24 protein-coding genes are annotated in these 20,912 nt (G+C 35.1%); 1 reads left to right on the plus strand and 23 read right to left on the minus strand.

Translation table 11 applies throughout. The annotated features are described in order from the left end of the window. Window positions 1-23: 23 nt before the first annotated feature. The 16 genes from MKY60_RS13315 to MKY60_RS13390 form a co-directional block, all read right to left on the minus strand. Window positions 24-665: a uridine kinase family protein gene (locus tag MKY60_RS13315; RefSeq protein ID WP_340930160.1), complete on the minus strand. Its 642-nt coding sequence runs from the start codon at window positions 663-665 to the stop codon at window positions 24-26. A gap of 23 nt (window positions 666-688) precedes the next feature. Beyond that, window positions 689-964, minus strand: coding sequence for a histidine kinase (locus MKY60_RS13320; RefSeq protein ID WP_093496215.1), 276 nt, complete (start codon window positions 962-964; stop codon window positions 689-691). A gap of 38 nt (window positions 965-1,002) precedes the next feature. Continuing rightward, the gene (locus tag MKY60_RS13325) at window positions 1,003-1,620 is read right to left on the minus strand and encodes an NUDIX hydrolase (protein ID WP_090564330.1); all 618 of its coding nucleotides are present in this window, start codon (window positions 1,618-1,620) and stop codon (window positions 1,003-1,005) included. Next, complete coding sequence (locus MKY60_RS13330; RefSeq protein ID WP_418939827.1) at window positions 1,613-2,263, minus strand: HAD family hydrolase; 651 nt, start codon at window positions 2,261-2,263, stop codon at window positions 1,613-1,615. The genes MKY60_RS13325 and MKY60_RS13330 overlap by 8 nt, the downstream gene beginning before the upstream one ends. A gap of 258 nt (window positions 2,264-2,521) precedes the next feature. Then, entirely contained in the window at window positions 2,522-2,791 is a 270-nt protein-coding gene (locus tag MKY60_RS13335) for a hypothetical protein (protein WP_241596977.1), read from the minus strand. A 106-nt stretch (window positions 2,792-2,897) separates the two neighbouring features. Continuing rightward, a complete protein-coding gene (locus MKY60_RS13340) occupies window positions 2,898-3,344 on the minus strand; it encodes an NUDIX hydrolase (protein WP_340930161.1) in 447 nt (148 codons plus the stop codon). Window positions 3,345-3,464: 120 nt separating this feature from the next. Next, window positions 3,465-4,037 carry a YtxH domain-containing protein gene (locus tag MKY60_RS13345; protein ID WP_241596983.1) on the minus strand — a complete coding sequence of 191 codons (573 nt, stop codon included), beginning with the start codon at window positions 4,035-4,037 and terminating at the stop codon, window positions 3,465-3,467. Window positions 4,038-4,051: 14 nt separating this feature from the next. Continuing rightward, window positions 4,052-4,516 carry a DUF948 domain-containing protein gene (locus MKY60_RS13350; protein ID WP_090564341.1) on the minus strand — a complete coding sequence of 155 codons (465 nt, stop codon included), beginning with the start codon at window positions 4,514-4,516 and terminating at the stop codon, window positions 4,052-4,054. Window positions 4,517-4,658: 142 nt separating this feature from the next. Next, window positions 4,659-5,960, minus strand: a complete 1,302-nt coding sequence (gene murC / locus MKY60_RS13355; RefSeq protein ID WP_340930162.1) for a UDP-N-acetylmuramate--L-alanine ligase — start codon at window positions 5,958-5,960, stop codon at window positions 4,659-4,661. A 366-nt stretch (window positions 5,961-6,326) separates the two neighbouring features. Next, the gene (locus MKY60_RS13360; RefSeq protein WP_445677990.1) at window positions 6,327-8,633 is read right to left on the minus strand and encodes a DNA translocase FtsK; all 2,307 of its coding nucleotides are present in this window, start codon (window positions 8,631-8,633) and stop codon (window positions 6,327-6,329) included. 817 nt (window positions 8,634-9,450) lie between these two features. Beyond that, entirely contained in the window at window positions 9,451-10,056 is a 606-nt protein-coding gene (ytpR, locus tag MKY60_RS13365; protein WP_340930164.1) for a YtpR family tRNA-binding protein, read from the minus strand. Continuing rightward, window positions 10,053-10,868: a DUF1444 family protein gene (locus MKY60_RS13370; RefSeq protein WP_093496210.1), complete on the minus strand. Its 816-nt coding sequence runs from the start codon at window positions 10,866-10,868 to the stop codon at window positions 10,053-10,055. The genes ytpR and MKY60_RS13370 overlap by 4 nt, the downstream gene beginning before the upstream one ends. Before the next feature lie 56 nt (window positions 10,869-10,924). Then, window positions 10,925-11,236 carry a thioredoxin family protein gene (locus tag MKY60_RS13375; protein WP_269921636.1) on the minus strand — a complete coding sequence of 104 codons (312 nt, stop codon included), beginning with the start codon at window positions 11,234-11,236 and terminating at the stop codon, window positions 10,925-10,927. A gap of 13 nt (window positions 11,237-11,249) precedes the next feature. Continuing rightward, window positions 11,250-11,762, minus strand: coding sequence for a hypothetical protein (locus MKY60_RS13380; protein WP_090564355.1), 513 nt, complete (start codon window positions 11,760-11,762; stop codon window positions 11,250-11,252). 63 nt (window positions 11,763-11,825) lie between these two features. Continuing rightward, window positions 11,826-12,347 (minus strand): DUF84 family protein, encoded by a 522-nt coding sequence (locus MKY60_RS13385; protein ID WP_340930165.1) that lies wholly within the window; start codon window positions 12,345-12,347, stop codon window positions 11,826-11,828. Between the two features lie 50 nt (window positions 12,348-12,397). Beyond that, entirely contained in the window at window positions 12,398-13,471 is a 1,074-nt protein-coding gene (locus MKY60_RS13390; protein WP_340930166.1) for a M42 family metallopeptidase, read from the minus strand. 158 nt (window positions 13,472-13,629) lie between these two features. Here MKY60_RS13390 and MKY60_RS13395 point away from each other — a divergent pair, with 158 nt between their 5' ends. After that, window positions 13,630-13,944, plus strand: coding sequence for a hypothetical protein (locus MKY60_RS13395; protein WP_241597007.1), 315 nt, complete (start codon window positions 13,630-13,632; stop codon window positions 13,942-13,944). 354 nt (window positions 13,945-14,298) lie between these two features. Here the strand turns inward: MKY60_RS13395 and MKY60_RS13400 are convergent, their stop codons facing one another. The 7 genes from MKY60_RS13400 to pepV form a co-directional block, all read right to left on the minus strand. After that, window positions 14,299-15,144 carry a YtnP family quorum-quenching lactonase gene (locus tag MKY60_RS13400; protein ID WP_340930167.1) on the minus strand — a complete coding sequence of 282 codons (846 nt, stop codon included), beginning with the start codon at window positions 15,142-15,144 and terminating at the stop codon, window positions 14,299-14,301. Between the two features lie 195 nt (window positions 15,145-15,339). After that, window positions 15,340-15,981 (minus strand): tRNA (guanosine(46)-N7)-methyltransferase TrmB, encoded by a 642-nt coding sequence (gene trmB, locus MKY60_RS13405; protein WP_093496204.1) that lies wholly within the window; start codon window positions 15,979-15,981, stop codon window positions 15,340-15,342. Window positions 15,982-16,000: 19 nt separating this feature from the next. Further along, window positions 16,001-16,918, minus strand: a complete 918-nt coding sequence (locus tag MKY60_RS13410; RefSeq protein WP_340930168.1) for a diacylglycerol/lipid kinase family protein — start codon at window positions 16,916-16,918, stop codon at window positions 16,001-16,003. Further along, window positions 16,911-17,894 carry a nuclease-related domain-containing protein gene (locus MKY60_RS13415; protein WP_093496202.1) on the minus strand — a complete coding sequence of 328 codons (984 nt, stop codon included), beginning with the start codon at window positions 17,892-17,894 and terminating at the stop codon, window positions 16,911-16,913. The genes MKY60_RS13410 and MKY60_RS13415 overlap by 8 nt, the downstream gene beginning before the upstream one ends. Beyond that, window positions 17,878-18,438 (minus strand): RNA 2',3'-cyclic phosphodiesterase, encoded by a 561-nt coding sequence (gene thpR, locus MKY60_RS13420; RefSeq protein WP_340930169.1) that lies wholly within the window; start codon window positions 18,436-18,438, stop codon window positions 17,878-17,880. Before thpR ends, MKY60_RS13415 begins: the two co-directional genes overlap by 17 nt. After that, a complete protein-coding gene (dat, locus tag MKY60_RS13425; RefSeq protein WP_340930170.1) occupies window positions 18,435-19,286 on the minus strand; it encodes a D-amino-acid transaminase in 852 nt (283 codons plus the stop codon). The genes thpR and dat overlap by 4 nt, the downstream gene beginning before the upstream one ends. 2 nt (window positions 19,287-19,288) lie before the next feature. Next, window positions 19,289-20,695 (minus strand): dipeptidase PepV, encoded by a 1,407-nt coding sequence (gene pepV / locus MKY60_RS13430; protein ID WP_340930171.1) that lies wholly within the window; start codon window positions 20,693-20,695, stop codon window positions 19,289-19,291. Window positions 20,696-20,912 lie beyond the last annotated feature (217 nt).

Consider the following 20,912-nt stretch of genomic DNA (forward strand, 5'->3'; position numbering starts at 1 on the left):
TAATATATCTTTCTTCATGTTCATTAAAATTTACCTTCTTCAAGGATATACTCTTCATTGGAATTTTTTAAAACTATATCAAAGTTATTATGATAAGGATGCATGAATAATTCATATTGAATTCTCCGCATCTCATGAGATTTTCTTAAATAATTTATATCTGTTCCTCTTTCAGAAACATCACGTATACTCCTTCTCATTAATTCGGTTTCCCCATCCGTATATAAGTACACTTTTAAATCATACAGATCAGGATTAGTAAATGCGACGCTCATGCCTTCTACAATATTAATCTTGTTTTGCGAAGAAAGTAATGTGCTCTTTGAGTAACTCGTACCTATTGTATAAACGTCTAAACCATCCCTCATCATATGAATATCTCTCTCCAAAGCCAATATATTATGAGCGGCAGGATGACAAGCTGTAATTTTATCATGATAATGTTGGCTCTTATATTCATAATCGATAAAAGCGTACTTTCTAAGATTAGAACTGATAATATAAGGATCTGTATTGATATAATTCACACAGTCCTGCCCCAAAATCTTTATAAGATTATTAGAAAACGTTGACTTTCCAGATGCACCATGACCAGAGATTCCAATCGTGACTCTTTTGTCCTTTGTTGTAATCCAATTAGCTATTTCATGAAATATTTTATCCATATTTCCCCCTTTTACTCTGTTGTCTATGTACCAAAATTACCAAACAATATCATACCAATTGCGAAAATAGTTAAGACCAATAAACCTAACATACCAAGTGAAGAAATAAGTAATGTGATTGTTTTTAAACGCCCTTTCACACTAAAAAGTGCAGCGAAAAATGACCCAAATAATAATAGTAACAACAGCCAAATATCCAATGACTCAGGTAAGGGATGCAATACTTGAGGGACAATAAAACCTAAAAAGATAAAAGAAATGATCAACAACAACGAAATTAAGCCTAAATATCTTTTCATTAAATCAACCTCACTTTCATATATACTCGCTCCTTACTCTAATCGAATATCGTTTCTTTTTCAGGGTTCCTCAAAAATTCAAAGAGTGTTTTTATTTGAGACTCCGTATTCCTATTTGTAGAAAGCTGCGGTAAATTATCTTCGGAAAAAAACTTAATATTATTCGTTTCAATACCTATAGTAGGTTTTCCTCCAATAATTTCACACAATATAAATATCTTATAATAGTGATAAGCTTCTGGTGGATGTGGATGTTTATTTTTATCCAATAGAGCAATTAACCTGATAGGTACAACATCAAAGCCAGATTCCTCTTTTATTTCCTTTACAACATTCTCAGAGGGGGACAGTCCTATGTCACAAAAGCCACCTGGCAAAGCCCATTTATCATCTATATTTTCTTTGACCATTAAAATCTCATTACTTTTAAAAACCACGCCACGAACATCGACTTTTGGAGTTTGATAACCAGTTTCATTAGCAAATATATCTCTAATTTTATCCATTTCTAGTGCCGTATGTTCTGCCATTATCTCTATACTAATATTACGTAATTCTTCATACCGTTCTAAATCGTAAACATCTTTAGAAAAGGCTAATCCAGACTGTGATAAAGCTTGTATTCTTTTTGCCCACTCTAACCACTTTTTACTCATTGGTCACTACCTTGAAGAAACTTTTAAATTCCTTTACACTTTTTATAAGTAAATTTGGTGTTTCCTTAAATGTAGCTGTTTGGTACTCTGGTAACCATTGCACACCAATTGTAAATACATTAGCTTGTACTCCCGCAATCACATCTGCATCACTATCTCCAATATATATTGCATCCGAATTATTAACTTCTAATAGAGATAAAGCCTTTAGTAATCCCTCTGAATCAGGCTTCGGATTTGTAACATCATCACCTGTTATTATAACGTCAAACATACCATCCATTTCTAATGCTTTTAAAGAGATATCTAAGCTTCTTTTTGCCTTGCCAGTAAAAATCCCTATTTTTATATCCATCTCTTTCAAGTACCTTAACAACTCTAAAATTTCAGGATCAACCTCTACTAAACTTTTATGATGTTCAGAATACTTTTCATAATAATATTCGATTGCCATTTCCTTTTTAGGATTCGATAAATTGTTTCTAATAATACCTGTTTCGGATGGACCAAACATATCCTTTATTTCTTCAGAGCTAAGATCCTTATTATCATATTCTGTAAACACATTTTTAAAAGCACAAAAACAAATGGGCAAAGTATTAGCCAATGTCCCATCAAAATCAAATATAATGGCTCTCATGATTAGTCTCCTATCTTAGTAAAAGGATTCGTGATTTCGATTGAACCTTATAAACAAATTTTACTATACTTTCAATAAACTTTCTTTTATTATTTGAATACTATGTAAAATCAGATGATTGGTCTACTTTGTAAGAATACATTTTGTGCTTACATACTTATACATGCAATAATTGAAGTATGTAAGCGCTGTGAAATTCCCTAGTACTGTATAATATCCAATCAGCGTACTACCAAAAGGTTAAAACAAATTGGATTACTACTATAGATAGTATCGATTCTGATTACTTATCTGGTTTTTTATTTTTTGGATTTCATAAGTTAGATTATCAATCTGTTTCTGTATATTTCTATTATCACTAGAACCATTTTTTTCTTGTCGTTCTTCTTCTATAGCAAGAATCGCAGACAAAGTGGCAAGTGCATCGCCAAACGTACTTATCGCTCCTGCAATGACAGCGATTTTAGCGGCTTGACTGTCTGATTGGAGGTCCGAATTATCTTGTTCAAAATTGAAATTGTTTTTGTTCAATTCAATAACCCCCCAGTAAATTAATATCATTTTCACTTTATTTTATGCAAAAAGCATTTTTTCGTGAAAGTATTTTACTTGTGCCGTTGCCTTCTGCCTGACTACTTTATAAAGAAAGGTATTTCCTGAGAAGATTTTTAATAAGAGGATTAAGTCCCTCTGGTAACTCATTTATGGTAAAAAACTTAGCCTCTATTGTCTCTTGACCATCAGCCTTAAGAACACCACCACTAATTTCTTTAGTAACGTAAGCGATTGTAATGGGGTAGAATTCATCTCCATTTGGTAATTTAACAAAATACTGTTTCCCAGAAAAAACACCCACAAATTCAAGTTTACCAATTTCTATTCCAGTTTCTTCCAAAACCTCTCTTCTACCAGTCTCTTCTGTAGATTCTCCTAATTCCATAAATCCTCCGGGAACACCCCATATACCATCACTACGCTTTTGTAACAGCAATTCTCCTCTTTCATTCATTACTGCAACTGCAACTCCCACTAAGATTAAAGGATGATTGCCGACACTTTTTCGTAAATCCTCAATATAACCCATAACTTCCCCCCTATAATGATTGTCTCATACATAAATTCTATTTTATGAAGAAATTACCTCTTTAATTTTTAGAAAACAAAAAAGCACTGCTTACGCAATGCTTTTTTATTTTCTATTGAATTACTTTTTTTCTTCAGCAACCGCTTCTTTGATAGCCTCTGCAATTGCTGTTGCATTTTCTTCTTGTTCCGTTAATTCCTCTGTTGTATGAGAAATTGTTTCCATAAATTCCATTGGTTCTTCTCCTTCAGACGAAGCGGTACCGTCATCTAGTGGTGAAGAGGCAGTTGGTTTAATGGCTTTTACTTTATCAACTAATTGTCCAGATTGCTCTTGAATTTGCTTAGAAAGTTGAGTTGTTTTTTCTTTTGCAGTTGTTGAAAAGTCCATCGTTTTCTCTTTAAGCTGACTAGCCTGTGTAGAAAGGTTTCCACGAAGCTCTGTTCCTGTTTTTGGTGCTAGTAATAATGCAGTGGTTGCACCAATAATCCCACCTATTAACACACCGATGATAAAATCTTTACCATTTACTTCTTCTTCACGGTAAATATTCTCTCGTGAATCACTGTTGTAATATGGTACCGGTGGATAATGCGATTGACCTTGCTGATTATAAGATGATTGGTTTGCATAATATTCATGATTATAAGTTGCTTCATTGTAATTAGGTTTAGTTTGTTTTTGATTTGTCATGTAAATCCCTCCGATTATAGTGGTTTATGGTTGTCGTTTTCATAAGTATAATATCCAGCACGTTCTAACGCTTTACGTTCTCTCCATTTGTCGCGAACACCTAATAGAACGTTACTCCATTGGACAACCTGGGCAATTTTTTCTTCATTTTTCTCAACTTCAGAGGTTACGGAAGTTGTTAAACGTTGAATAGAATGATTAAATCCATTTACGGAAGTTCCTACATTTTTAACTGCATCGACTACTGTATTTAACTTCTCTGATTTAGCTTGTATATCTTCTGCTAAATCATTTGTTTTATGAAGAAGTTCAGCTGTTTCCTTTGTCATATTTTGTAGATTTGTTTCTAAACCATCTAATGTGCCCGCTACATTATTAAGTGTTTTCTTAACTGAAAATAATGTCATTGCTAAACTAATACAAAGTATTAGAAATGCAACCGCGGCTATAATAGCGGCTATGTATAAAAGATTTTCCATTGTACATCCTCCTAAAAACTTATATGTCTTAATACAATTTTACCCTAATCAAATCAAATTAAACTTCCTACCTATACTATACTACTTTTCTTTTAAATATCCTTCAAAAAAAAGCTTAATCCAAATAGATTAAGCTTTTTTATTATTTATTTAACTTTGCTTCAAAAGCTTGTTGATATTTTTGAACGTCTCCAGCTCCCATAAATAAGAAAACTGAATGCTCCTTTGTCTGCAAATCCTCAACATTTTCTTCTGTTAGAATATGGCTTCCTTCGATAATATCTCCTAGGGTTGAAATTGTTAAATTCCCTACATTCTCTCTCGCAGATCCAAAAATATCACATAAATAGACCCGATCCGCCAAACTCAATGCCTCACTGAATTCTTGTAAAAACTTTTGAGTTCTTGTAAAAGTATGTGGTTGGAAAATCGCAATTATTTGATGAGTTGGATACTTTTGTCTAGCAGATTGAATAGTTGCTTTTATTTCTGTAGGATGATGAGCATAATCATCAATGATAATATCATTACCCACTATCGTCTCCGTAAACCTTCTTTTGACCCCTTCAAAGGTTTCTAAACCTTTTTGGATAGTATCTGCAGGAACTCCTTCATAATGGCAAAGAGAGATAACTGCTAGAGCATTTAATATAGTGTGGTCACCGAACAACGGAATGGAGAAACGATCATAAAATTCGTTGCGTACAAATACATCAAAAGATGTACCTTTTGGTGTAATTTCGATATTGCGTGCAGCAAAATCATTATGTTCTCCAAAACCATAATAAACGACAGGAACTTCCGATTTTATCTGTTGTAAGTATTTGTCGTCCCCACAAGCAAAAATACCTTTTTTCACCTGCATCGCCATTGACTGAAATGCCTGGAATACGTCATCAATATCATGGAAATAATCTGGATGATCAAAATCAACATTGGTCATTATTGCATAGTCCGGATTGTACGCTAAAAAATGACGGCGATATTCACAAGCCTCGAACACAAAGTTAGAGGCATTTAACATACCTTTTCCGGTACCATCCCCGATTAAAAAGGATGTAGGTTCGTATCCACTTAATACATGAGATAACAAACCAGTAGTAGATGTTTTTCCATGAGCTCCTGTAACTGCTACAGAGGTAAACTGACTCATATAATTCCCTAAGAAGTCATGATAACGAATTATCTCTAAGCCAAGCTCTCTAGCTTTGACTAGTTCGGGATGGCTATCGGGAAACGCATTTCCAGCAATAATAGTCATACCCTCATTAATATTCGATTCATCGAATAATAATATTTCTATATTTCGATCATGTAATGGTTTTTCAGTAAAAAAATACTTTTCAATATCAGAACCTTGAACTTCATAGCCTGTATCGTGTAAGATTTGCGCTAATGGACTCATTCCAGACCCCTTAATGCCTGTAAAATGGTACTTTGTCATACGTAGAAACCTCCTGGGATTAGCCCCACTTATATACATTAAATACTACATGCGCCTATTTAGACGTATTCATTATTATACCACTTATTCGTATAAACCTTTAAAAAAGTGAAACTTCTGTTAGTGGGGTGTTCTTTAACCCCACTGATTGAAATTAAGCAAAAAACGCCGCGTCCTGTCAATACCCTAAGTGACCAACATTCTGTTGACCCGTTATACGCTGTATGCAATAAACATTGAAGGAACCACACGGTGTGGTGCATTTTGTTTATGCTCTATATCGGACTTTTATAGTCAGTTGGACTCTTACTTTCACTTTGTAAATTGACATACCTTGAAGTGGAAATATTATTCGAGATAACATTATTAACTAAAAATTTCATCTAAAGTATCACTCGTTAACAATACATCTCTTGCTTTACTTCCTTTTTGCTCTGTAATATATCCATTCTCATACATAGCATCTATCAAGCGTGCTGCTCGGTTATATCCAAGGTGAAACTTACGTTGTAATAACGAAGTGGAAGCAGTACCTTGTTCTACGATAAAACGACAAGCCTCTTCGAATAAATCATCTTGCTCTGAAGTGATTTCTTTTTGTAGAAGTTCCTCTTGTTCAAACATATAATCAGGATTGCCTTGACTTCTAGCATATTCAATAACACTCTCAATTTCATCATCAGAGACATAGGTTCCCTGGATACGTACTGGGCTAGACATGCCATTCCCTTGATAAAGCATATCTCCTTTTCCAAGTAAACGTTCCGCACCTTGCTGGTCTAAAATTGTACGCGAATCGATTTGTGATGATACAGAGAATGCAATTCGAGTAGGTATATTAGCTTTGATCAACCCAGTAATAACGTCTACAGAAGGACGTTGTGTAGCTAATACTAAATGTATCCCACATGCTCTTGCTTTTTGTGCAATTCGGCAAATAGCATCTTCTACTTCCGTTGGTGCCATCATCATTAAATCAGCGAGCTCATCTATAACAATGACGATATATGGGAGCTTTTGTGCAAACTGTCGCTTTTCTGTCGCAAGTGTATTATATCTAGTAATGTCGCGTACCCCAATATGTGCAAACAATTGATAGCGTCGTTCCATTTCTTCCACTGCCCATTTTAACGCAGCAGTTGCGGCTTTTACATCCGTAATCACTGGACTGACAAGATGTGGAATGTGATTGAACGGTGCGAGCTCCACCATTTTAGGATCGATTAGTAATAATTTTACTTCATCTGGCGTTGCTTTATACAATAGACTTACTAATAATGAGTTAATAAATACAGATTTCCCAGACCCTGTTGCTCCTGCAATAAGTCCATGAGGCATTTTACGTAAATCCAGAGTTACTGGTTTACCTGTTAAATCCAATCCCAAGGCTGCTTCTAACGGGGACTCTGAATGTAAAAATATATCTGTATTTATAACTTCAGATAAACGAACTGCACGAGAATTCCTGTTTGGTATTTCAATTCCAATAGAGCTCTTCCCTGGAATTGGAGCTTGAATACGAATATCTTTTGCTGCTAATGCAAGTTTGAGATCGTCTGCTAAGTTACGTATTTTACTTACTTTTGTTCCCTGACCAACCGTGATTTCAAACTGTGTGACTGCTGGTCCCTGTACCATTTGAACAATTTCACCCGCAACTTGAAAATGAGATAGCGCATCAACTAATGTAAATGCCTGCTCCTCCATCCATTCTCTATCCTCCACATTCATTTCAGGAGGAAGTAAATGACTAAAAGAAGGTCTTACATAATTAGTTTGGACCTCTTCTTGCTCTTCTACTATTATTGACTTTAATTCCTGATTCATTACTTGTTTTTGTTCTCGCGGAATTGTTGACGCTGTTGTATTAACCGCTTTATTAGCTACAGGGGATATTTTGTTCATAGTATCTATTCTATTCATTTTACTTTTATCTGATTTCAACATTAGAACATTAAAAGGTCTAATGTTTTCTTTTAAAGGTTTTTCAGTTTCTAAATACTCCGTATTAGGAACAGTTTCATTTTTTTCTAATGCTTCCGTTACAGCTACTTCAGCTTGTACACCTTCTACTAACTCGGTGACTGGTACATCCTCTTCTACTACATCAACCTGGATATTTTCTTCTAGTTCAGTTACATATACTAATTCTTCTGCAGCAATCACTTCTGGTTCTGGACTTATAGGTTCTGGTTTATTTAGTATTTCCGAAATTACTGCCTCGTTTTTTGGTTCTGTTTCTTCTATAATCTCTTGTTCTTTTTCTTTATTTTCTATTACTGCTTTAGAGAACCCATAAATCGGTGAAGGAACTTCGGTAGGTGTGAATGCTCTTTTCTTTCGATTTATAGCTGGAACTTCTTCCACTTTTTTCTTCTCTGCACGATGTATGACAGTAGGCTGTACACGTTGCTGCCATAAGTTTTGTTCATGTAATGGTTTATATTCGGGTTCCTTGAAGTAAGGTTCCTCTTTATATGTTTCAACTATTTTTTCTTCCTTTGGATAACCAGATAATGCTCCATTTTTTTCTTCATCTGAAATTAACGGAAAACGAAAAGGAGCTTTCTTCGTTGTAGAATGTACATTGTGTTGTTGGTATTGTTGCTGCTGTTCATATTCCTCTTCAACTTCTATTTCATCTGATGCAAATAATTTTTTTAACCAATTCAAATTCATCACTCTTTCTAAAAGATACCTCTTATTCTACCAATAATAATAGGTTTCGTCTGTATTTATAAGATAGAATGGGAAAAAAATCATGTGTTTTAGGTATTTAACCAATTGAAAAATGCCACTTATGTATTGGGAATTCAATATATATGGATAAATATACCGTTCCACAAGTAAATTACATACGAACATTTGTAACCGACATGTACTTTTCCGAGAGAAAAACTGGCTAAAAGATCTTCCAGTTTATAGAACAGGCGGCACAAAGATGCAATTTCGATCGCTCTAACGCTAATTTATACGATAAATACCAGAAACACTGATTTTATATACTCAAGAAGCATTAATATCTTTATATTTAATGAATGATTTGATCTAGATTTTTCTTTACTTGCTCTCACCAATTGCTTACTTGCTCACGTCTGCTGAATACTTACGTTCGTGGAGGATTTACTTGTCCAAAATCTATATTTACTGGCGGACTATTACCTTTTACTTGCGCATTGGGTAATTCAACCAAATTACTTTACTTATTCACAGATTAAATATGTAGAATCGAATAGAGCAACTGCAAAGAATAGTGTCTTTAGATGCCCCTGCATATTCATAGAATTGATGATTGGAACGCAAAGCGGCGTAAAGGAATTAGCTTTAAGTGAAAACCCATCAGAGAAGCGAGGACGTTGACGAACGACCGCGAAAATTGTAATGGTATTATAATTTGTTTATTATTCAAGAACTAAGTTTTTCCTGCACATTATATATTGTTCTATTCATAAACAAAAAAAGCACACCGATGAGGCATGCTTTTCATTCATTAAGCTAAAAATTCACTTCCAACTTCTTTTTGCTCGTCTAGGATAAGAATTCCTTTTACTTCTGGTGCATCTGGAATTGCCAATTCTCGTGCGGAACATAACATTCCACTTGATGCAATGCCTCTAAGTTCAGCGTCTTTAATAACCATTCCTGATGGCATTACTGCTCCCACTTTAGCTACTACTACTTTTTGTCCCGCTTCTACATTAGGAGCGCCGCATACGATTTGTAAAGTCGATTCCCCAACATTTACTTGGCATACTTTTAACTTATCGGCATTTGGATGCTGTTCTAATGAGTCCACGTGACCGACTACAAACTTTGGAGATAGGTCTACTTCTAGTGTAAAAGAAACATCGTTTTTCTCTAATATTTGTTGGATAGTTTCTACTATTTCTGTGGTTAAAGGAACGTTACCTTGTAGATCCAATACTTTGTATTTACTAAATTCAAATATATTTATAGCCAATACTTCGTTAGTTTTCACATCTATTACTTGTGTAACATCACCTTTGGTTTCCGTAATAACTTTTTCTGTTTTTTCAGGTGTTAATTGGATTAATAAGACATCCCCAACTCCAGGTTTGTTGTAAAAAATATTCATTCGTTTTCGTTCTCCTTTGATACTCGATTTTTCGCCATGATAAATATTGGTTCTAAATCTCCATTTTCGTAGATGAAAGATAATGAAGTAATAGGCACAGTTCCTACGGTGAAGAAATGCATCGTCATCTGCGCCAGAACATCGTAACCTGTTTCATTTCTAATATCACCAATTATCATAACATCTTGATGGGGTAAAGAAATAGTCATATCACCAGTTATTTTCTTTTTCATGTCCTTTAATAGCGATTCGTTCAGTATACGGCTTGCATCATATCCATCGTTGTTATTAAAGAAATAAAAAATATTACCTGCAACCTCGTCGGTTTTAAAGCGGTTCTCTAAATTCCTAACTTGGAAGAGTGCTCGTTCACGGACTTCCGTCTCCCTTACTTTCCAATCTGCTAACATTTTTTCATCTAGTAACCGGTAAGTGCTTCCTAGATCGACTGCATAGTAAATACGTGTTTCTGCTGTATGATCTTTTATGATAAAACGATTACCTTCATTAGACTTAAGTGGGAAAGAAGTTGATCGAATAACTGGATATACAGATAATGATGGATCTATTTCTCCCGCCATTTCTTTTTCCATTGCTTGAAAAGTCTCGTTTATCGTATATACGACTTCATTAATCGCCACTTCTTTTTTCGTTTCATATTTGGCTAAAATTGGAGGGATTGAAATTTCAATTCCTTTCCCTGTTGCTTTATGAGTCAATCTAAGCTTATTTGTTTCTCTATTATAATCATAAGTGTATATATCTTCGGAAAGCTGAGTTTTTAATAGTCTTACAAGTTCAAGTGCTTTCATCTATTATCTTTTCCTTTCATAAACAAAACGGTCCACTAGGTGAACCGTTTGATGGATTAAATCGATTGAAGAAATGATTCAATTTCCTCTCTAGTTTTACGGTCTTTACTAACAAATCGACCTTTTTCTTCGCCATTTTCATATGCTAGGAAACTAGGAATACCAAATATATCAAGCTCGATACATAAATCGATGAACTGATCACGGTCTACAGAAATAAAAGTAATATCCCCAAATTTCTCCTCAATCTCTCCCATGAAAGGATCGATGAAATGACAATCTGGACACCAGTCAGCTGTAAATTTAAATACGACTTTTCCTTGTTGCTTTAGTTCTCTGAATTGATCTACTGAAGCTAGATTTTGCATATGTACCACTCCTCTAGTTTGTTGGAATTGAGCGAACAATTAACATCATTTTCTCTAAATTATTTGCAATATCTTGTTGCTCTGAAATAGTTGTTAGCTTAATACCACCAATACTAGTTATAAGCTCATACTTTTCTTCACTGTTTTCAATAACCGCAGCAAATCCAAAACGTCCGTTTTGCTCAAATGTTTTTTCTTCTAAAACCTTTAGATTATTATCTGACGACATCAAATCATAGTATAGTTTACTGCTCGGTAATTCATTCGGATTAATGAAGAGAATAAATGAATCTTTTCCTTTCGAAAGAATTATATTCGTCTCATCCGATTCTTCCTCTATTGAAAAACCACTAGGTATAAATATATTCATTTCGTTCACTTTTTCATTTGGTTTTTCTGCATCACCCTGAAATGCTACTTTTGCATTTTCAAGTCCATCTGCAGTTTGTTCCTCTAAAGAAGAACATCCAGCTAATAAAATGACAGCTATTGACGCGATAAATAATCGCATCCATTTTCGAGTCATTCTCTTTCCTCCATTCAGTGCATAACTGCTATATATTTTAACGGTGATCACGTACGATTTCAACTACAAGGGCTTATAGGAAAATTCAAATTGCCCAATCAATAATAACATTATATGCTCAAACATAGCACTTCTATTAACAAGTCCATTTGAAAATACACCAACTGCTCCCTCATCATGCCGTATCTCGTTCTTATTAGTAAAGACGTCCATTACAGGTCCAAGTTCCGCACCAGCCAGTAATTGTTCCGCTATTTCGTTAGGCAATGGAATACCGGCTCCAGTTGCCGTAAAAACATCTCCGTTTTGCGTCACCAGTGCCCCCCAATTACAAATGTACAGCTGGCCATCTATTTCTTGAACACCACCTTCTAAACCGATCCCAAACAATGCATCAGAACCTACCATCAGATGCTTAGCTCGGTTAATAGCACCTTGCCTAGTCTCTTCTTGACTCATCGGTTGATCGGAAATTAGAGATGGAACTTCTATATTCTCAAATATAGCATTTGGATAATATATACTAGAAATCGATTTAACAGCTTTTGTTTTAGCTCTATTATTTGTACCTATTAATATTTTCATACATTACCCCTTCTTTCTAGAGAAAAAGATGCCTCAAGAGGCATCCTTTTTTATACGTTCGCTTTAATTGTCTCTAAAGTTGTACGATCGCATGTTTTAACTAGTTTAACAATAAGTTCTTTTGCTGCAGCGTAATCATCTGTATGAATAATAGATGCCGAAGTATGAATATAGCGAGAGCAAATACCAATTACAGCACTTGGAATACCTTCATTTGATGTATGAACACGTCCAGCATCTGTACCACCCTGTGAGATGAAATACTGATATGGAATTTTATTTGTTTCTGCAGTATCTAAGACGAATTCACGCATACCACGGTGAGTCACCATTGTTCGGTCGAAAATTCGAAGAAGTGCTCCTTTTCCTAGCTGTCCAAATTCATTCTTGTTACCAGAAGCATCATTTGCAGGACTTGCATCTAGAGCAAAGAATAAGTCAGGATTAATCATGTTTGCAGATGCTTGTGCACCTCTAAGACCAACTTCTTCCATAACATTTGCACCAGAATAAAGCATATTCGGTAATTGCTCGTTTTGTACTTCTTTTAAAAGTTCAATTGCTAATCCACAGCCATAACGATTGTCCCAAGCCTTTGCCATAATTTTTTTATCATTTGCCATTGGGGTAAAAGGACAAACAGGCAAGATTTGGTCCCCCGGTTTAATACCCATTCGTAGAGCATCCTCTTTATCATCTGCTCCAACATCAATCAGCATATTTTTTATATCCATCGGTTTGTTTCGAAGCTCATCACTTAACAAGTGTGGAGGAATAGAACCAATTACACCAGGAATCGTTTGATTTTTAGTGACAACTTCTACTCGTTGTGCAAGTAAAACCTGGCTCCACCAACCACCTAAAGGTTGAAAACGAATCATTCCATTATCAGTTATACCAGATACCATGAATCCGACTTCATCCATATGACCTGCAACTAAAATTTTCGGACCATTTTCATCACCTTTTTTTAGCCCAAATATCCCACCTAAATTATCTTGTACAATTTCATCTGAATATTTAGTTAGTTCGTTGCGCATAAATGCACGAACAGCATATTCGTTTCCAGGAGCTCCTGGTAGTTCTGTCAACGTTTTAAATAGTGAGCGCGTTTCTTCATTCATATAAAAAAGCCTCCTAAAGCTATATAGATAATTATCTTCATCTTCTATTGTAATAAAATATTGTTTGGTTTACTACAATAAAACTTCGTAAACCGAAAAATTTAATCGTAACGAAGATGTATGATACACTAAAAAAAATAGGTTAGGGAGGAATACTAATGAAATTAAAGGATTATATGATGGGCCTTGGAACTGGAATTGTTATTGGTGTTATTGCCAGCAAAGCTACAAATAAGATGGATTTCAATCGATCAGCAGAGTTAGTATTAAACGAAATTAAAAATTCTTTTAAACAAGAGGGTCCAATTGATGGATCATGGATATATATGACGCCTGAGAAATTTCAAAAAGCAGCTATTAGGATGGAAGTTTATAAAGGTGGAATTTCTCGTGTAAAAAACGGTGAACTTGAGCAATTTGAGTTTGCTGCAGATGCAAAAACAGGATCCGTTGTGGACTTGGTGAAAATCTAAGCTTTGGAAAAGAGTGGTTCATCATGATAAACCATTTTTTGTGTCATTTGAAAATTGCAGTTAAAACATCCTTGCAATTTAGCTAAATAGAAAAACTCTCTCTGATTAAATCTATATCTCTAAGGCTATTTACTTGCGTAAAACCGCCAAATACTTGCTCTAACGAAAAATTTGCTTGCTTTCCTTTATAAGTTACTTGTGGTCATCGTGTGTTTACTTGCACTCCAAGGTGATTTACTTGCGAAAAGGTAAATTTATCCACTTCTTTTTCTAATCCATTCGAACTTTTGAATGGCTAATTATTCACAAAAATAAAAAACGAGCGATGACTAAATGTCACTGCTCGTTTTTTATTTACCGACTTCTCTCCACTATATCCATTATTTCCTTTCCATCTTCAGACCATTTGATCATTCGATAGAAAGCATCATGGTAGAAGCTGAACCAGTAATTATGTTGAAGTGCTTGTTTGACCCATTTTTCTTTTGCATATATAGATGTCATTGGATAATCATCGTATGCAAGCACCCATAGTGGGTTTTGGTGTGCATGTGTGGGCATTAGATCTGCCATATGTATGATAGTATCTTCTGCTTGCTTAAATACAACAATACTATGTCCGTCACTATGACCTCCAGTATGAATCATTTCGATACCTTCTATTACCTCGAAAGAATTAGTGAATGGTATAACTTGACTCTCAATTGCCTCCCAGTTTTCTTTCCAGTACGTATTTTTAGAACGAATATTGGGATTTTTCATCTCATTCCATTCAACATCTGAAACATATATTTTGGCATTTGGAAATGTAGATACTATTTGGTCTCCTCCCCATTTTGTCAGGCCACAAGCGTGATCAAAATGGAGATGAGTCATCATGATAATATGGATGTCTTCAGGTAATAATCCTAATTCTACAAGATTATCTTCCACTTGAGATTGATCCGTAACACCATAGTTTCGTAATTGTTTCTCAGTCATTTTTCGATAACCAAGACCTGATTCCAGTAAAATATTCTGCCCTTTATATTGGACTAGTAGTGGATCTGAAGGTAGTTCAATCTGATTTTTCTCATTGACAGGATATTTCTTTTCCCATAATGGTTTTGGAACAACTCCAAACATGGCACCCCCGTCCATAAAAGTTGTTCCTCCCTTTAACCATGTGAATGACATTTCATGAAATTTAAACGTGTCCATCCTCTGACCCCCTAATCAAATATGCCTCGGCAGCTCCGCAGGAAATGCGCCAACGCAAGCTCATCGCAGAAAACAGTGCGCACAGATTTTATCGAGCTCGATAAATTTCTCTGTGGCATCTACCGGAGGCTTTAACTTTATTCAGCAGGGATTTTGGACCCCAACTGAGTTGAATCATTCATTTGCTGAATGAAGTTATACGTATTTTGCTTCCACACGGTATATCGGTTGTCCTTTTGCGGAAAATTTTTCTTCATATTCTGTCATAATATTATCCTCAGGCATATTAACATGTAAATCTAGTGAAACATCTTTGATAAGCATTCCAAAGGCTGACATACTAGTTAAGGAATATTCAAATAAACCTCGGTTATCAGTTTTGAAATGAATTTCAGCATGGTCAACCAAAATAGATTTGTATAACTCTAAAAACTCTGCATGTGTTAAGCGCCGTTTAGCATGTCTAGTTTTTGGCCATGGATCTGAGAAATTAAGATAGACACGGTCTACGTCGTTTTTTTCAAAATACTTCGCTAGATCTGAACCGTTAACTTTCAATAATCGTAAATTCGGTAATGGCTGGGCAGCAATCGCATTTTCCAATGCAGACACAATTACACTATCATATAGCTCGATACCAATGTAATTGATTTCTGGATTTTGCTTAGCCATTCCTGTTATAAATTGTCCTTTTCCTGAACCTACTTCGATGTGTAATGGATAATCATTCTTAAACTCTACATTCCATTTCCCTTTGATTTCTTCTGGGTTTGGTATGACTATTTCTGGATGAGCATTGATAAAATCCTCTGCCCATGGTTTATTTCTTAACCTCATTTTTAAAACTCCTTTTTCTTTAACGGTTTGCTATATTCCACGCGTTAGCTAGTACTGAACATGTATAAACTGTATCTTTATCGGTTACACAAGTAAACTCACCATCTACATGACCAAACACCTCATCATGGATCTCCATATTAAAATCTGATGCTTGAAACTGTGTAACTTCATTAAATTTAGTATGTTTTCCAAAGAATACTGTACCAAAAATAAATAATAATTTCCATCTTGATAATTTGTTTACAACCGTCATTTCAAGTAATTGATCATTGGGTATAGACGTTGGTGATATTTTCATTCCACCGCCAAAATATGGCTGATTGCAAACAACAAAAAACCACACATCATCAAATCGGATAACTTCATCTTTATTATGTAAGGTAAAAGAAAATTTTTTAAATGTAAATAATTCTTTAATGAGATATATTATGTATGCAAGTTTACCGAGTCGCAATAGGTTTAGCCTGCTTTTCCACACAGAATAATTAGCAAGATAAGCCACTTTTGCATCAAATCCAAAACCTGCATTGTTAACAAATTGGTAGGTTGTATCAGAAGTTTGTACGGTACCAATATCCATTTTTGTAGGAAGCTTTCTAAATACAAACTCCTGAATGTCCTTTGGAGTATGAAAAACGGAGAAAGTTCGGCTAAAGTCATTCCCACTACCTGCAGCAATTATACCAATTCGAACATGTTCAAAACTCAATACGCCAACGATAATTTCATGGATAGTTCCATCACCGCCAACACCAACAATTAGCAAATCATTCATAGATTCTGCACAATTCTTTGCAATTTCAGTTGCGTGACCTTTTCTTTCTGTTATAAATACGGTGTGGGGAAAATCGATAGCCTTTTTCCATTTTCTCCACACCTTTTTACCTAACCCATTCCCTGCATGCTCATTTACGATAAAAACTATATTACTCATTTTGTTCCGCACTACCTAAATCAGAGCTAGATCTTGAATACGAAGTGGTTTGTACTAGGTCCAATATTGCTTGTGCTGCTTTAAATTGCATATGCTTCATCGGAGAATGGGAAGATTTCAATGATAAAAACCATTCTGGAAATTTTCTAGTATCGATAAATTCGGTTTGATACGAGTTTCCAGGATAATCAATATAGCCATTTCTTGAAAGAATTACTTTTTTTATCGGTAACTCTACTTCTTGCTTTTGGAAGATCTGCCCTAATATAGATTCCATTCGATTTAGATTAATCGTTGGATTTAATATTTTTTTCTCTTCTTTTCCACTTTTCTTTAGCCAGAACCGATCCCCACTTCCTATAAACGCATCGGAAGTTTTGTCCTCAAGAACTACAATGCATACAACTTCAGTAGGAAGAATAAGTATAATATCTAACTCAATTGGTGCTTTCTTAAGCTTTAAAATAGGATAATAAAATAAAAAATAATTATCTGGTAGTTTCTGAGTTAAATCCCTCAACATGGAATCACGCATATACTTTGGATCAACATAAGACTTTTCACGTAAAGTGGAGCTTGCCCATTTTAATTGAAAATGAAATAACTGATCCAAATACATCCGCTTTAACTCTTCTTTTGTTTGAGGTTTATATACTAGCTTTGGTTCAAAAAGTAACGTAGTAGATTCTTCTGGTATTGGTATCCCTTGGGTCAATTCATCATTTTGCCATTCTATATCTTCTACTATTTCTTTTTTATGCTTTGGAAAAAGAATAGAGAAAAGTGACTTTTTCTCGTATTCTACAACAACTTCCTGTTCTTTTTCGATCCAATCAGAATTAAAAGATCCTCGTTCCCACTCTTCCTTTGTTCGATCCCACTGTTGTTTCTTTAATCGCACAAATTGAGTTGGGTACCTTTTTAAATCAATTTCATAACGCGAGATATAATCTTGCAGTTTAACTAGTTGTGCCATTTCCACCCCTCCTCCACTTAACTATACTTATTTCTTCATAACGCGGAGAACGATTCGTATTAATCGTAAAAATAGAGAAACTTTGAACTTCAAAGGCTAAATCAGGTAGTGCAAATTCTGTTAAATTTAGCGATTCTTTAGAAGCCCATTTTTTTGCAATTGTAATATGGGCAGTAAATTCGTTTTTTTTCTGTACTTCAATAAAATCCGCTAAAAGTTGTACAATTTGTTGCTGTAAGAATTGCAAAGGATTACTTTTTTCTATCGCAGTATATACAACGCGTGGAGTGGATTTGTTTCCAAAATGTGCCACACCACGTGTTTTCAGTTCAAATGAATCCCACTCTAACAGGCGAAGAGAATCAATTATTTGTTCTAATGTATTTTCCTCAACTTCACCTAAATAATAGAGCGTTATATGAAGATCCTCAACTACGGGTAGTACTTTATGTGTCTGTAGTAAATTTGTTTTATCACGTTCCCGAATAATTGCAGTTGCAACCGGCTCAGGAATCTTTATAGCGATAAAATAATGTTTGTTCATATTTTAACGGACGAAGGAATTCTTTTTTCAAAAGCCACTTGAATTTTTTCAGTCCATTCGCCACGTTTGCCGTTGCCAATTAATTGACCGTCAATTGAAATTACTGGCATTACTTCCGCATTCGTAGAAGACATAATCATTTCATCCATTTCTAGTGCTAGTGATTTTGTGAATGCCTCTTCAACTACCGATAACCCTATTTCTTCACAGCAACTTAAAATAACTTGGCGAGTAATACCATTAAGTATTAAATTGCTAACCGGATGGGTGTATAAAACTCCATCTTTAATGCCGTACATATTAGACGATGAACCTTCTGTAATCGTTTCTCCACGATGTAATACCGCCTCATAGCAATCTTTACTAATCGCTTCCTGTTTCGCAAGAACATTTCCTAATAAATTTAACGATTTAATATCACAGCGAAGCCAGCGAACATCTTCCACAAAACAAGCTTTCACTCCATTTTCTAATTGCGAAAGAGGACGTACAGTCTCCTTTGTATACGCTGTTAATACAGATTCAACCGCCGGTACAGGGAAATTATGTTGACGCATGCTAGTACCGCGTGTAACTTGAAGATAAATCTGCCCATCTTTAAGCTCATTCATTTCGATTAAATCATATAACATTTTGTGCATGACATCTTTTGTATATGGAATTACTAGTTGAATTTTATCAGCACTCGCATATAAGCGATCAATATGTTCTTTAGCAGTGAACATATCTCCGTTATATATTTTAATCACTTCATAAATTCCATCTCCAAATTGATATCCACGATCTTCAAATCCAATTTTCACATCTTCTTCATTTACAAATTGATCATTCCATAATATTTTCACCATACTCATTTCCCCTCCGAATTTGAAATTCCTGCAAGCTCAACTATAGCATCTGCATAAATAGCAGTTGCTTTAACTAAATCCTCGATATCTACATATTCATCCACTTGATGCGCTACATCTTTTCTACCAGGGAAAACCATACCAAACGCTACCCCTTTTTCTAGTACCCTCGCATATGTGCCACCACCGATAGATAATAGCTCTGCTTTTTCTCCAGTATGTCTTTCGTATACTTTCTGTAATGATTTAATAAGTATATCTTCTTTATCGACATAATGCGGCTTAGAATTAGTACCCAGATCCAATGTAATACCTGTACCATCAAGTGCATCTCTACACGCACTTAATTGTTCATCGAAGGGATAGCTGACAGAATAACGCATACTCACTTGTGTACAAGATCCCTGTGCAGGCGCATAATGAATGACCCCTGGATTTAAAGTCGTTTCCCCTGAAATTTCATCTGTAAAATTGAGTGCCAGTGAATGTCCTCTACTATCTTCCCCAAATGAATTCACTAAAAAGTTAACGAATGCTTTAGAATGAGGAGTCAAATTAATATTTTGCAAGAATTTCGCTAATACTACCCCCGCATTAACGCCATCGTCCGGTTCCATTGCGTGAGCTGATTTACCATAGACAAGTACTTTAACCATAGGACCTTCTTGTGTGACTTCTCCTTCTATATTATGTTCAGCTGCAAACTCTTGGAATTTTTCTTTTATTATATGTAGGCCACCAAACAATGCTGCAAATGCTTCATCTGGTACCATATTTGTACGTTTTCCTGCTTGGAAAAATTGAATCGTTTCTGTCTCAGCTGAGCCAGTTTGAGTAAAAATTAAACTTGCGATACCTTTTTCTGCATTAATAATCGGGAAATCTGCATCTGGAGCGAACCCCATTTCGGGCATTGCCTCTTTTTCAAAATATCTATCCATACATCGGAATCCACTTTCTTCGTCTGTTCCAATAATGAGACGTACTTTTTTTGAAAGTTCAATCCCAGCTTCTTTCACTAGTTTCATCGCCATCCAGGCAGCTATCGTTGGCCCTTTATCGTCTATTGCACCGCGACCATACACTTTACCATTAGCCACTACACCTTCAAATGCTGGATATGTCCAGTTTTTACCCTCTGGAACAACATCTACATGACAAAGGATTCCTAAAATATCCTCTCCTATACCCATTTCAATATGTCCAGCTACGTTATCAACATTCTTAGTTACAAATCCTTCTTGATCACCCTCGTTCAACATGTGTAAAAGAGCTTCTAATGGTTTAGGACCAAAAGGCATTTCATCATTACCAGCTTTTTCATCCATCACACTTGGAATTTGTATTAATCTTTGCAATTCTGCTATGATATCTGCTTTTTTCGATTCTGCTAGTTCTAACCAGTTCATATTTGCTTCCTCCTAAATAATACTTATATTCCATTTTACACTTTTTATAGCTTAAGACACAAAAAAAGAAGGTAATTAATGGCCTGTTTTAAACTTTGATCAACGTCCTGAAGAGGATTTATTACTTTGGCTTATCAATTATTTACTTTAATTTGGAATTTTGTTTCTTTACACGCTAGTCTAATTGCTCTCAATATTTTTTACTTACTTCCAAAAG

This window comes from Psychrobacillus sp. FSL K6-1415 (assembly GCF_038003185.1).
In the GTDB taxonomy this organism is placed as follows: Bacteria; Bacillota; Bacilli; order Bacillales_A; family Planococcaceae; genus Psychrobacillus; species Psychrobacillus psychrodurans.

What these genes read in the sequence shown, in the direction of transcription:
- MKY60_RS13315 (WP_340930160.1), bottom strand. Translation starts at nt 665, where the DNA reads ATGGATAAAATATTTCATGAAATAGCTAATTGGATTACAACAAAGGAC.
- MKY60_RS13320 (WP_093496215.1), bottom strand. Translation starts at nt 964, where the DNA reads ATGAAAAGATATTTAGGCTTAATTTCGTTGTTGTTGATCATTTCTTTT.
- MKY60_RS13325 (WP_090564330.1), bottom strand. Translation starts at nt 1,620, where the DNA reads ATGAGTAAAAAGTGGTTAGAGTGGGCAAAAAGAATACAAGCTTTATCA.
- MKY60_RS13340 (WP_340930161.1), bottom strand. Translation starts at nt 3,344, where the DNA reads ATGGGTTATATTGAGGATTTACGAAAAAGTGTCGGCAATCATCCTTTA.
- MKY60_RS13345 (WP_241596983.1), bottom strand. Translation starts at nt 4,037, where the DNA reads ATGACAAATCAAAAACAAACTAAACCTAATTACAATGAAGCAACTTAT.
- MKY60_RS13350 (WP_090564341.1), bottom strand. Translation starts at nt 4,516, where the DNA reads ATGGAAAATCTTTTATACATAGCCGCTATTATAGCCGCGGTTGCATTT.
- murC (WP_340930162.1), bottom strand. Translation starts at nt 5,960, where the DNA reads ATGACAAAGTACCATTTTACAGGCATTAAGGGGTCTGGAATGAGTCCA.
- ytpR (WP_340930164.1), bottom strand. Translation starts at nt 10,056, where the DNA reads ATGAATATTTTTTACAACAAACCTGGAGTTGGGGATGTCTTATTAATC.
- MKY60_RS13370 (WP_093496210.1), bottom strand. Translation starts at nt 10,868, where the DNA reads ATGAAAGCACTTGAACTTGTAAGACTATTAAAAACTCAGCTTTCCGAA.
- MKY60_RS13375 (WP_269921636.1), bottom strand. Translation starts at nt 11,236, where the DNA reads ATGCAAAATCTAGCTTCAGTAGATCAATTCAGAGAACTAAAGCAACAA.
- MKY60_RS13380 (WP_090564355.1), bottom strand. Translation starts at nt 11,762, where the DNA reads ATGACTCGAAAATGGATGCGATTATTTATCGCGTCAATAGCTGTCATT.
- MKY60_RS13385 (WP_340930165.1), bottom strand. Translation starts at nt 12,347, where the DNA reads ATGAAAATATTAATAGGTACAAATAATAGAGCTAAAACAAAAGCTGTT.
- MKY60_RS13390 (WP_340930166.1), bottom strand. Translation starts at nt 13,471, where the DNA reads ATGAATGAAGAAACGCGCTCACTATTTAAAACGTTGACAGAACTACCA.
- MKY60_RS13395 (WP_241597007.1), top strand. Translation starts at nt 13,630, where the DNA reads ATGAAATTAAAGGATTATATGATGGGCCTTGGAACTGGAATTGTTATT.
- MKY60_RS13400 (WP_340930167.1), bottom strand. Translation starts at nt 15,144, where the DNA reads ATGGACACGTTTAAATTTCATGAAATGTCATTCACATGGTTAAAGGGA.
- trmB (WP_093496204.1), bottom strand. Translation starts at nt 15,981, where the DNA reads ATGAGGTTAAGAAATAAACCATGGGCAGAGGATTTTATCAATGCTCAT.
- MKY60_RS13410 (WP_340930168.1), bottom strand. Translation starts at nt 16,918, where the DNA reads ATGAGTAATATAGTTTTTATCGTAAATGAGCATGCAGGGAATGGGTTA.
- MKY60_RS13415 (WP_093496202.1), bottom strand. Translation starts at nt 17,894, where the DNA reads ATGGCACAACTAGTTAAACTGCAAGATTATATCTCGCGTTATGAAATT.
- thpR (WP_340930169.1), bottom strand. Translation starts at nt 18,438, where the DNA reads ATGAACAAACATTATTTTATCGCTATAAAGATTCCTGAGCCGGTTGCA.
- dat (WP_340930170.1), bottom strand. Translation starts at nt 19,286, where the DNA reads ATGGTGAAAATATTATGGAATGATCAATTTGTAAATGAAGAAGATGTG.
- pepV (WP_340930171.1), bottom strand. Translation starts at nt 20,695, where the DNA reads ATGAACTGGTTAGAACTAGCAGAATCGAAAAAAGCAGATATCATAGCA.